Consider the following 12,592-nt stretch of genomic DNA (forward strand, 5'->3'; position numbering starts at 1 on the left):
GAAATGTCTTTCATAGCCTGGATGAAAGCCAGATTTTAAGGAGTCTGATTGAGAAATGTCTTTCATAGTCTGGATGAAGACCAGTTTCCAAAGATCCTGATGAAATAATGTCATTCAAAGTCGCGCTGATAGATCTATTTCAAGTAGTCTATCACCCTGATAAAGAACCGTTTCAATAGTTTAATTACGTTTGCACAATGAAAATATGCAAAAATACATAAAGTATTCAAAAATGCATAATAAATCTACTTATGTACTCCGTGTTTTCTGAATAATCAGCTTTTTATCCTGTTTATGCAATTTGGCATTAATCTTGCAATTCTTCATAACAAAGGGGGCATGATAAATGGAAAAAACAGTACAATTAAAAAGATCGTTAAATTTCTTTCACCTAGTATTGCTGGGACTTGCGTACATGGCACCATTGACAATCTTTTCAACGTTTGGAATTGTTGAATCAATATCAAAAGGAGCAACACCGTCAGCTTACATAGTTGCCCTAATTGCCATGCTTTTTACGGCCTACAGTTATGGGCGAATGGGGAAGGCTTATCCAATTGCCGGTTCAGCCTATTCTTACACCCAAAAGTCAATTAGCTCTCACCTGGGATTCATGGTAGGCTGGGCGATCTTAATGGATTATCTGTTTATTCCAATGATTAATTTTCTGATTTTAGCCTTATATTTGACAGAGTATTTTCCTTCCGTCCCATTCAGTGTCTGGATTGTTGGGATGATTATTCTGGTTACTATCTTTAATGTGGTAGGGATGAAGGTTACTGTTACCATGAACATGATTCTTCTGGGTTTTCAGTACCTTGTACTCATCTTCTTTGTCATCCTGAGTGTAAAGAGTCTCCTCGGTGGAACAGGTCAAGGAACTGTTTTTTCACTCACACCATTTATGTCAGATCAAACCTCACTCGTCGCTATTTTTTCAGGCGCATCCATCCTTTGCTTATCCTTCTTGGGGTTTGACGCCTTAACAACCTTTTCAGAAGAGACGATTAAACCGGAGAGAACGATTCCAAGAGCGATTATGTTTGTTACAATCTTCGCCGGTGTCTGTTTTATTTTTATCTCTTACCTTGCTCACCTCATTCATCCAGACTTTACCTCCTATAAAAATCTTGATACTGCCGCGATTGAAGTAGCCAAAATGATCGGAGGCACCTTTTTTAATGCCATGTTTGTTGCAGCAATGGTTGTTTGCTGCTTTACCTCTGCTACCGCATCACATGCCAGTGTTTCAAGAATTCTCTTTGCAATGGGCAGGGATTCGGTCATCCCTAAGAAGTTCTTTGCTTATATTCACCCAAAATTCAGAACACCTGTAAACAATATTCTATTAGTTGGCTTTTTTGCGCTTGCCGCTTTATTTACAGACCTAGTGACCATCACTTCCTTTATTAATTTCGGAGCGTTAATTGCCTTTACCTTTGTGAATCTAAGTGTGATTTCTCATTACTTTATTAAAGGAAAGCAGCGGGGCTTTAAAGGGTTCATTTTATACTTATTGCTTCCGTTGATTGGTGCGCTTATTTCCATCAAATTATGGAGTGATTTAGACAGTAAATCGATGATATTAGGAGGAATGTGGACGGCGATCGGACTTGCTTATCTGGCCTTTAAAACCAAGTTTTTCCGCGTGCAGCCGCCACAAATTGATTTTACAGAAGATAGCGGAAAAGATGTAACCGTGTAAGGAGTGATTCTAATGACATTTGCAGCAGATGTAATTATTAGTGGCAACAAAATTTTTACCGGCACGAATGATACCCCTGTGCCAGCATCGATCATCATCAAGGAAAATAGAATTATGGAAGTAATCGGAAAAGAGGACTTCTCACCATTTGTTGGTGCTCATACAAAGGTTTATCATTTTGGCGATGAATTTATTATGCCAGGGTTCCATGACTTTCATATCCATTTGTTAATGGGTGGATTGTTAAATGATAGCGTCCGCCTCCATTTAGCCAGCTCGGCAAAGGATGCCGCTCGAATGGTGAGGGAATATGCAGAAACGAAGAAAGATGATCCTTTTGTCATCGGATGCAGCTGGGAGAAGAATCAATGGGAAGAAGGAGAGCCTCACAAATCTTACCTGGACGAAGTGATACCCGACCGACCTGTGCTGTTATACCAGGCGGAATTTCATAGTGCCTGGGTAAATTCAAAGGCCCTTGAATTAGCTGGGATTGACAGGGATACACCCAATCCACCATATGGAGAAATCGTAAAAGATGAAAATGGGGAACCAACGGGACTTTTATTGGAGCATGCGCTCGGATTGGTAACAAAAGTTCTACCAATAACTCTAGAAATAAAGGAGAAATTGCTCGATAACTTTTTAGAAGAAGCTGCCAAATGCGGGGTTACCTCCGTTCATGATTTATTGAGAATTCCGGAAATGAGCACGGAAGAAGCAGAGCTCTATGCCGATTATGAAAAAAGCGGAAAACTGACAACAAGGGTTCATTTTGTGACGCCATTAAACGGTGATCTTGAACAGGCTAAGAGTTTAAGTGAAACCTATAAAAGTAACATGGTTCAATTTTGCGGGTTTAAACAGTTTTTGGACGGAGTGACCACTAGTTATACCGCCTATTTACTTGAGCCCTATTCTAATAATCTATCGACAAAGGGCAGTACAGTTTTCCCCGAAGAAGAGATTAAAAAATGGACAATGGAAGCTGATCAAGCAGGCTTCCGGGTCAGATTCCATTGCATCGGTGATGGAGCTGTTCAATTGGCCCTGGATGTATTTGAGGCGGCACAAAAAGAAAATGGGGTAAGAGACTCCCGCCACACGATTGAGCATGTCGAAATGATACATTCAAGTGATATTCAACGATTTAATGAGTTGGGAGTCATTGCCTCTGTACAGCCAGAGCACATCAATGTCACGACCCGAGATGTCTATGAAGATTTAATCGGGCCCGAGCGCATGAAGAATAATTATTTACTAAAGACGATGCTCGATCACGGGACCAATGTGGTATTCGGGACAGATTATCCGGTGGTGAAACTGGATCCGCTGCCTGGGATTTATCGTGCCGTAACAAGAATGGATGATGCAGGAGTGGTGTGGGATGGGAAGGAACGTATTTCCTTGAAGGAGGCTCTTCTTGCCAATACTGCAGCACCTGCCTATGGATCATTTCGTGAACATGACCTAGGAACCATTGAAGCCGGAAAGCTGGCAGACATCATTGTCCTTGACCGGAATTTGTTTGATGTACCACATGAAGACATTAAAGAGGCGAAGGTTATTTTTACAATGGTGGATGGGAAAGTCGTGCATGAGATCGCAGAGGAGGTTGCAAAATGAGCAAAGTGAACATTGGATTAATTCAAATGACGTGTGATGAAAGAATTGAAGTGAATATTGAAAAATCCATAGCAAAAGTAAGAGAGGCTGCCGCTCAGGGGGCACAGATTGTCTGCTTGCAGGAACTCTATCATTCTCAATATTTTGCCCAAACTGTATCTGTTGATAACTACCAATTGGCGATTCCACATGATCATAGGGCCATTACATCCATGCAGGAGCTTGCCAAAGAGCTTGGCATCGTCCTGATTGTTCCGTTCTACGAATGGGCTGCCAAAGGGGTTTATTTTAATAGTGCAGCCGTATTTGATGAAACGGGCAAGCATTTAGGTACAACCAGAAAGAATCACATCCCGGATGGTCCACAATATCATGAAAAATATTATTTTACTCCGGGGAATACCGGATACCCTGTATATCATACGAAATTTGGAAAAATTGGAATCGGGATTTGCTGGGATGAATGGTTTCCAGAAGTGGCTCGTATATTGACTTTAAAGGGGGCTGACATCTTATTCTATCCATCAGCCATTGGATCCGAACCGGATCATCCGGAGCTTTCAACGAAGGCGGCTTGGACAAAGGCGATTTCCTCGCATGGCATTCATAACGGAGTCTTTGTGGCTGCAGTTAATCGTGTTGGGCAGGAACAAGAAATGAGTTTTTATGGCGGCAGCTTCGTCAGCAATCCTATGGGTGATATTCTTCAATCGATGGATGAGCAGGAAGGAATCCTTGTTCAAGATGTAAATTTAGAAGAAATTGAGTTTGCCAGAAACTTATTGCAATTTTTACGGGATAGACGAACAGACACCTATGGTCCCATTTTGGAAAAATGCTAACACATTTGGAGAAAAACAAAGGTTTTTCTCCATTTTATGGGCAATCACCTTATAAGGAGATGGTATAGATGATTAGTAGAGATCATTTAAAAGAACAATTAAACAAAGAACTCCAACTATTTGAAGACACTCATCCAACATCAAAACAACTATTCGAACGCGCTAAGAGGAGCTTGATCGACGGGGTGCCGATGAACTGGATGGTGAAATGGGCCGGCAGTTATCCGATATTTGTAAAAGGGGGTAAAGGTGCTCACTTTACTGATGTGGACGGCCATCGTTATATTGACTTCTGTTTGGGTGATACTGGCTCGATGACGGGGCATGCCCCTGAGGGTGCGATCGAAGCGATTAAAGAGAGAATTGAACAGGGTGTCACGTTTATGCTTCCTACGGAGGATGCTGTCTGGGTAGGAGAAGAACTTGGCCGGCGTTTTGGTTTGCCTTATTGGCAAGTTGCTATTTCAGCAACAGATGCAAACCGTTTTGCTTTAAGGTTGGCTCGGCATATTACTAAGAGGAAGTATGTTCTCGTCTTCAACTACAGCTATCATGGAACGGTAGATGAGGCGTTCATTACCTTACAGGATGGGGTCCCAGTACAGCGACATGGGAATATTGGTCCGCAAACGGACGTCACTCAAACGACTAAAGTGGTGGAATTTAACGATATTGAAGCACTTGAGAAGGCTTTGGCTCCTGGCGATGTGGCAGCCGTTCTGGCCGAGCCGGCAATGACGAACATCGGCATTATTCACCCTGATCCTGGTTACTTAGAGGCCTTGCGAGAAATTACTGCTCGGACAGGTACGATTCTGATTTATGATGAAACCCATACCATGTGTACTGGGCCTGGTGGTTATACGGGAACCTATGGTCTAAAACCCGATATGTTGACGGTTGGAAAAGCAATTGGCGCGGGAATCCCAACAGCTGTCTACGGCTTCAGTGAAGAACTGGCCCAGAGGTTGCGTGGTACGATTGACATAGAGGGAGCGGATGTAGGCGGTATTGGCGGAACACTTGCTGGCAACGCTCTGTCAATGGCAGCCATGCGTGCTACTTTGGAAAATGTTTTGACTCAAGAGTCCTACGACAGAAACATTGCCTTAGCTGAACGATTCTGTGATGGGGTGGAGGCCGTGATTAATGAACACAATCTTCCCTGGATTGTAAAACGTCTCGGCTGTCGGACAGAGTACTGGTTCAAAGAAAATCCGCCAAAAAATGGCGGGGAAGCAGCAGTTGCTGCGGACTATGAATTGGATCGATACATGCATTTGTTCGCTCTCAATCGGGGAATTTTAATGACTCCGTTCCACAACATGGCCTTAATCTCTTCTCAGACAACTGTGGAAGATATTGATCATCATACAAAGGTATTCCGTGAAAGCGTCGAATCTTTACAAGGAGTAGATATAAAATGAATGCATTAACCCGTTTTGATGATAAAGTTTGTTTAGTAACTGGTGCCGGAAGCCCTTCCGGCATTGGTTTTTCTGCAGCGGAGATTATTGGAAAGCTTGGAGGGATAGTAGCCATCACCGCGACTACAGATCGAATTTTTGAGCGAGCAAATGAATTGATTCAGAAAGGCATGCAAGCTCGCGGGTTTATTGCGGATTTAATGGACCGAACCCAAGTGCAGGAACTTATTGATACAGTTATAGCAGAGTTTGGCCGGATTGATATTCTTGTCAATAATGCTGGGATGACACAGGTTGGGGCACCCGAAACCTTTACCGAGTTTGCTCAACTTGAAGGGGAAGAATGGGATATGGGCATATCGCGAAACCTGACCACTTGTTTTAACGTAACGCGAAAGGTCATCCCGCACATGATTACACAGGAATACGGTAGAATTGTCAATGTTTCTTCAGTCACCGGACCATTAGTAAGCTATCCGGGGGAATCTGCTTACAGTGCCGCAAAAGCCGCCATGGTCGGGATGAGCCGAGCTATTGCCATTGAGGTCGCCAAGCATAACATCACGATCAATAATGTGGCCCCAGGCTGGATCGCAACAGGTTCCCAGCAGGAACATGAAAAAATTGCCGCGCTGCATACCCCGATCGGAAGGGCGGGACGTCCGGATGAAGTGGGCCATATGATTGCATTCTTGGCATCGGAACAAGCCTCTTATATTACTGGTCAGCTGTTCGTGGTCGACGGCGGGAATATTTTGCAGGATTATAAGGGGCCGTAGAGCAGTTGGAGTTGACAGCTCCTCCAAACATGTAGAAAATTTGTTTCGGAATTGGTGGATATCAAAGAAAAAGTCGTGGATAAAAACCGAAAACACGTTGATAAAAACCGAAAACGCGTTGATAAAACAGACGGACTCGTGGATAAAAGAGTATACAGGCTCAGAACTGGTAGGTAGCTATGAAAAAGTCGTAGATATAACCCTAAAACACGTCGATAAAAACCGAAAATGCGTTGATAAAACCCAATTAATGTGTCGATAAAGCAGGCGGATTCGTGGATAAAGAGGATGCGCGAATCGGATTGGTAGATAGCTATGAAAAGGTCGTAGATATAACCCAAAAACACGTGGATAAAAACCGAAGACGCGTTGATAAAACCCAATAATGTGTCGATAAAGCACTCGGACTCGTGTATGGAACCCAAACACGTCTCGAAAACGCAGACAAAAAAACAGGTACCTTAAATGGATACCTGTTTTTCACATCTTATTCCAACACTTCGTTTTATTTAAAAAGGCTTTTATATTTTATCGTTTCTCGCATGGTATAATTTACAAATAACTGTAAAACAACCATTCTAGGAGGGAGAAATTGCGATTATTAAAATCTATCCTATTAATACTATTAATCTTTTTTTCTTTAACCGGATGTAATGAGCAGCAAGCCACCTTAGACGGAAAAGCAGTTAAGAGTATTTCGGTGGCAAAAGTTGGTGACTCCATGCAAGAAATTCATAAACCACATGTAATTTATTATCAAAAAAATGAAAAAGAACTTAAAGCTTTTATAGAAGCAATTCATAAAGCAAAAAAAATTAATGGCGTCGTTGATGTGGCTGTCCCCGATTATCTTCTTACACTAACTTTCGAGGATCAGAGCGTTTCCAAATATACCTTGTCAATTGGTCCGGATAACGGGTCAATCATGAATGAGAATGAAACCAATACTTTATATAAACTGCCTTCCTTTGTCATTAAAGATTTAAATACATATGTGAAATCAAAAAAGTAGCAATAGGAGAGATCTGTTTGAAATTAAAAACATGGTCGATTACAGGTTCAATTGCGTTATTGGCAATAATCGTAGTACTATACTTTTCACAGAATCATATAAAAAAAGTTCCTATCTTTAAACAGAGCGACTTTAACTCTGTAAATAGTGTAAAAAGTTGGAAAAAGTTTAGTGAAGAAATAAAAATTTCTGAGAAGGGCACAAAAATTGAGGATTTCCAATTGATTCTTGATAAAAATAACCATATTTATTCAGTTAAGTTTGAATTAGTAGAAAAAGTTAATGATAAATTTACCGTTTTACAATATAGCCATTGCTATTCATGTGAGACAGAGGGAGAAAACAGAGTCTATATCAGTAAAAGTACATCAGATGAATGGCTCCAATATAACAAATTAATCGAGGCCAATCGTTTTTTTTCAGCACTTGAGCAACTGAATCAACAGGGATTTTTTGAAGGCTCCAAATTTAATTATCATTTACTTGTCTCTTCAGGCTGGACGGAAAACATACAAGTGGATGGGGATTATTATATTCTACAGAATAGCAATCTCAAAAAAATGGACGAAGTTTCTACATCCAAAAAGTCAAAGGGCTTTAATATGCAAGACATCGGAAGTGACCGCCCATCCAATTTTAGTACGGACAAAGAGACGACAAAAATAGTTTTTATAGATAGCTAAATGAATTCAAAGTTTCCAATTAATTTTAGAAATGATGGATGAGCCATTACAAATGTAAATCGTTACTCACTTCCAACAAAGGACAAAAAATTATTCTAAGAAGGGGTTGCTGAAAAAATGAAAATTGCTTCAATACAAGTAGAGATAAAAGATAGCGAATCAAAAAATGACCGAATTGATCGTGTTGAATCAATGATTGACCAATTAAAAGGGCAAGATTTAATCATTTTACCTGAAACATGGGCAACGGGATACTTTTCATTTGATCGTTATATGGACGAATCAGAAGAGATAAACGGGGATTTTGTACAGCGATTTTCCTCGAAGGCGAGGGAAATACACTCTTATCTTTTTGCAGGCAGCTTTATAGAAAGAAATAATGGGAAATACTACAACACTAGTGTTCTTTTTTCTCCGGAAGGGAAGCTTATAGGTACCTATCGGAAAATGCATCTATTTCAGTACGGTTCAAAAGAAGGTCAAATTTTGACGAGAGGGAATGAAATCACTGTAGTAGATACAGATTTTGGGATAGTAGGCCTGTCAACTTGCTATGATTTGCGTTTTCCTGAATTATATCGTGCAGAAGTCGATTTAGGAGCTGAAATGCTTCTGGTTACATCGGCTTGGCCCCATAGAAGATTGGAGCATTGGAAATTATTCAATGCCGTTCGAGCATTAGAAAACCAATGTTTCTTAATTTCGAGTAATTGTGTTGGCACAACTCAAGACGTCCTTTTAGGTGGCCATAGCCAAGTGGTCGATCCATGGGGAATTGTTGTCGCTTCTGGAGGGGAGGAAGAAACGGTTATAAAAACAGAAATTGATCCGACTCAGATTGCTTCTATTCGTGATGTATTTCCTAATTTGAAACATCGAGTCATAAATAGACAGAAGAATGTTTAGTTGCTCATAAATAATGTCTCTTGAATACAACATTGTCACAGATCCTAAACGATGCTTTTTGCAGGTTATTTTTTAAAAAGTACAGGAATCTGTGAATAGGATATTGAGGAATTGGCTGCTGCAAATCAATAGATGATAAATAGGGCTAAGGCAGAGTTTTTGATACCTTAGCCCTGTTTATTTAGATGAATTCAAAAATAAACCTACATTTATTGGATTTGAAAGGATCCAAACATCCGATGATATTGACTTTCAATACAAGAATTAACTTCCTTTTTGGTCAACTTGTATCATTATCTTCGTGACGTATTGTTCTTTATAATGCATTACAACCGTATCATAAATATACTCTTCAAAAACATAATCTCCAAGGGTTAAATCTAAACGTTCCAACTCAGCAAATAGCTGCTTATATGTTTTATGTATGGTGTGATCATCGCCAATATGATAACCAATGAGGAAATCTCCCTTAATATCTTGAAAGTACGGATAGCCTTCCTTTGGATGTGGCTGCTCTATATATAAATAGCTATAATTAGTGAAATCTCCCTTTAATATTTGCTCCCGTTTGGTCATGACGCCTATTGGAAATCCTGTATCCAGCTGAGAAACGTTTAATTCATTAATAAAATCTGAAACAACCTCTACAAATTCTTCATCGGTTATATTTTCGATATTCCTACTTAAATAGAGTGTTGCTTCTGGTAATGTTTCAAGTGTAATTTTATTAAAGTCTATTTGCGAAGATTCCTCCATTAATGCGATTTTTGCCTCGATCATTTTTTCCTTCATCTCAATCTCCTGGCGTTTTTTCACAACATCTTCTTTCTTTTGGTACATTAAGGACAAAAAACTTTCAGGTGATCTATTTTCCATATATTGTTGAATATCGTTCAACGACGTACCAAGTTCCTTTAATAAATCAATAACAAAGAAAAACTCTAATTGGCGAATGGAATAATAACGGTAACCTTTTTCATCCTTTAATACTGGAGACAACAGCCCGATTTGGTCGTAATAAAAAAGGGTTTGTTTGTTTACTTTGCAAAGTTTCGCAAATTCACCAGTAGTGAGGAATTTTTGATCCTTTTTATTCATTTGTCCCTGTCTCCCCTCTTGACTATATAGTTACTATATACAATAACATGGAGTTTGAAAACGTAAGTCGTTTTATTAAGGAGAATGTGAAATGAAGAAAAATAAAGTCACTTTAATGCTATTGCTAATGAATTTATTCATTTCATTTTTGGGAATTGGTTTAGTCATACCGGTCTTACCTACACTGATGAATGAATTAGGGATAACCGGAACAACAGTTGGTTATTTAACAGCCGCGTTTGCCATTGCTCAATTGATTGTTTCACCATTTGCAGGGAAAGCGGTAGATCAATTCGGCAGGAAAATTATGATTGTCATTGGTTTATTTATCTTCGGACTATCAGAAATATTATTTGGGATTGGAAAAGAAATCGAAATGTTATTTATATCTCGAATTTTGGGAGGAATAAGCGCTGCCTTTATTATGCCTGCTGCTACTGCTTTTATTGTTGATATGACCGATTTGGATACCCGCCCAAAAGCACTCGGCTATATGTCAGCAGCAATCAGTACAGGATTTATTATTGGTCCAGGTATTGGTGGGTTTTTAGCAGAGTTTGGTACACGAATACCATTTTATTTTGCAGGAGCCTTTGGCACCATAGCGGGTATACTTTCTATTATTTTATTATCTGAGCCAAATCGTGAAAAAGACAGTAATGAACAAGGCGCGGGTGGTAAGATTGGTTTTAAACGTCTTGCTGCCCCCAAATATTCCTTTGCGTTTATCTTAATCTTTATTGCCACATTTGGTTTAGCAGCGTTTGAATCATTCTTCAGCCTATTTGTGGACCATAAATTTCAATTTACACCTTCCGATATAGCCATTGTGATCACAGGAAGTGGGATATTTGGTGCAGTATCGCAAGTGATCTTATTTGATAGGCTTACAAAATGGTGGGGTGAAATTAAGCTGATTCGATATTGCTTACTATTATCAGCCATACTTGTCTTTTTAATGACTGTGGTTCATTCCTATTTCTTTATTTTGCTGGTTACTTTTTTTGTTTTTGTTGGATTCGATTTATTCCTGCCAGCCGTTAATTCATACCTTTCAAGAATTGCCGGGAACGAACAAGGCTTTGTTAGTGGAATGAACTCCACGTTTACAAGTTTAGCGAACATAAGTGGACCCATTCTTGGAGGGATCTTATTTGATATTGATATTAACTACCCTTACTATTTTGCGACTGTGATCCTATCTCTAGGTATAGTTATTACCTTGTTCTGGAAGAAGCAAGCTAGTGATTCCTCAAATGAAGTGAAAGCTAGGGTAGCCCATTAATCAATGTAATAAAGCCGAATGTACGTTTTGTGAAAGGTAACGGAAATCCGTTACCTTTTTTTATAAGGTCTTCTTTGGGAAATTATAAAAGGTCCGAATCTCATATTCTTATTTATTTCAAAATAGGTACCATAAATATTAGAATTGATATGGTATAATTTAACATTATGTTAATGAGGAGGACGGTCTATAACAATCAAGCTGCTTATTTTCGCAGGAACTTTGTTTTATCAGTTTGTACAAATCATTACCAGCGTTGTTTCTGGATGGTAGATTTCTCCTTAATAACTCTTGAATAAGTTGATAGTAAAAAAAACAGTAAGGCGAGGAAAATATGATGGTCAGCGTAATGGGGTACATGTCTTTATTCGTGGTAATTGGATTGCCTATAGCAGTAATCTTCCTTTTGGTATCTGTGTATAAGATGAAAAGAAATAGTGAAATTCAAGTGGAGCAAAATAAGAGGATAATAGAATTATTGGAGAAGGTGAAGCCAGGGGAATTTATAAATAAACAATAAGTAATAATATGCTATGTTGGAGCACCCTGTTGATTGGAGCGTAAATCAACATACAAGTGTAAATAAGCAAATAATATAAATAAGTTTGGAGTATGTTCTATGATGAATGAAGATGCCATTATTTCTTTAATAACAGAAGATCCTTGGATGATGGACATATTAAAAACGGCAAAAGCAGTACAGTTGCCGGATTGGTGGGTTTGTGCGGGCTTTGTTCGTTCAAAAATTTGGGACACACTTCATAATTTCAGTGATCGCACGCCAATACCCGATATTGATTTAATCTATTTCAATCCTTCCCATATTGATGAATTAGAAGAAAAGAAAATGGAAGATAGGCTTAAAACCCTCATGCCTAACACACCATGGTCAGTAAAAAATGAAGCAAGAATGCACCTAAAAAGCAATATGCCTCCCTATGTATCTTCTGTTGATGCTATTTCTAAATTTACGGAAACAGCCACAGCATTAGGAGTAACATTAGATGAAAAGGAAAATGTGATTTTGGCTGCTCCATGTGGAATAAGTGATGTTGTAAATTTACAGGTAAAACCAACTTCTTTTTTTACAGAGACGAAAGAAAGAATTGAAATATACGAAACCCGTCTTGCAAAAAAGAATTGGAAAGCTATTTGGAATAAATTAAACGTATATCATATTGGCTATGTTAAAGAACAGTGTTGATGTTTTTCACTCTGTTGATTGGAGC

At 39.2% G+C, this 12,592-nt stretch carries 11 protein-coding genes; 10 read left to right on the forward strand and 1 reads right to left on the reverse strand.

Annotated features, from left to right (window positions below):
- Positions 1 to 346 precede the first annotated feature (346 nt).
- The 8 genes from V7083_RS01705 to V7083_RS01740 all read left to right on the forward strand — a co-directional run bounded on the left by V7083_RS01705 (position 347) and on the right by V7083_RS01740 (position 8,980).
- The gene (locus V7083_RS01705; protein ID WP_335474706.1) at positions 347 to 1,705 is read left to right on the forward strand and encodes an APC family permease; all 1,359 of its coding nucleotides are present in this window, start codon (positions 347 to 349) and stop codon (positions 1,703 to 1,705) included.
- Between the two features lie 12 nt (positions 1,706 to 1,717).
- Positions 1,718 to 3,331, forward strand: a complete 1,614-nt coding sequence (locus V7083_RS01710) for an amidohydrolase (RefSeq protein WP_335474708.1) — start codon at positions 1,718 to 1,720, stop codon at positions 3,329 to 3,331.
- A complete protein-coding gene (locus V7083_RS01715) occupies positions 3,328 to 4,173 on the forward strand; it encodes a carbon-nitrogen hydrolase (protein ID WP_335474710.1) in 846 nt (281 codons plus the stop codon). Before V7083_RS01710 ends, V7083_RS01715 begins: the two co-directional genes overlap by 4 nt.
- 68 nt (positions 4,174 to 4,241) lie before the next feature.
- A complete protein-coding gene (locus V7083_RS01720) occupies positions 4,242 to 5,600 on the forward strand; it encodes an aspartate aminotransferase family protein (RefSeq protein ID WP_335474712.1) in 1,359 nt (452 codons plus the stop codon).
- Positions 5,597 to 6,379, forward strand: coding sequence for an SDR family NAD(P)-dependent oxidoreductase (locus V7083_RS01725; RefSeq protein ID WP_335474714.1), 783 nt, complete (start codon positions 5,597 to 5,599; stop codon positions 6,377 to 6,379). The genes V7083_RS01720 and V7083_RS01725 overlap by 4 nt, the downstream gene beginning before the upstream one ends.
- 592 nt (positions 6,380 to 6,971) lie before the next feature.
- Positions 6,972 to 7,391: a hypothetical protein gene (locus tag V7083_RS01730; protein ID WP_335474716.1), complete on the forward strand. Its 420-nt coding sequence runs from the start codon at positions 6,972 to 6,974 to the stop codon at positions 7,389 to 7,391.
- A 17-nt stretch (positions 7,392 to 7,408) separates the two neighbouring features.
- Positions 7,409 to 8,074, forward strand: a complete 666-nt coding sequence (locus tag V7083_RS01735) for a hypothetical protein (RefSeq protein WP_335474718.1) — start codon at positions 7,409 to 7,411, stop codon at positions 8,072 to 8,074.
- A gap of 117 nt (positions 8,075 to 8,191) precedes the next feature.
- On the forward strand, positions 8,192 to 8,980 hold the full coding sequence (locus tag V7083_RS01740) for a carbon-nitrogen family hydrolase (RefSeq protein ID WP_335474720.1): 789 nt from the start codon (positions 8,192 to 8,194) through the stop codon (positions 8,978 to 8,980).
- A 264-nt stretch (positions 8,981 to 9,244) separates the two neighbouring features.
- On the opposite strand, the gene V7083_RS01745 is transcribed toward V7083_RS01740, so the two are convergent.
- A complete protein-coding gene (locus tag V7083_RS01745) occupies positions 9,245 to 10,078 on the reverse strand; it encodes a MerR family transcriptional regulator (protein WP_335474721.1) in 834 nt (277 codons plus the stop codon).
- A gap of 91 nt (positions 10,079 to 10,169) precedes the next feature.
- Between V7083_RS01745 and V7083_RS01750 the strand changes: the two genes are divergently transcribed.
- Positions 10,170 to 11,363, forward strand: a complete 1,194-nt coding sequence (locus tag V7083_RS01750) for an MFS transporter (protein ID WP_335474724.1) — start codon at positions 10,170 to 10,172, stop codon at positions 11,361 to 11,363.
- Between the two features lie 619 nt (positions 11,364 to 11,982).
- Positions 11,983 to 12,567 (forward strand): nucleotidyltransferase family protein, encoded by a 585-nt coding sequence (locus V7083_RS01755; RefSeq protein WP_335474726.1) that lies wholly within the window; start codon positions 11,983 to 11,985, stop codon positions 12,565 to 12,567.
- The last annotated feature ends 25 nt before the right edge of the window (positions 12,568 to 12,592 follow it).

This window comes from Bacillus sp. JJ1764 (assembly GCF_036962145.1).
Classification (GTDB): domain Bacteria; phylum Bacillota; class Bacilli; order Bacillales; family Cytobacillaceae; genus Neobacillus.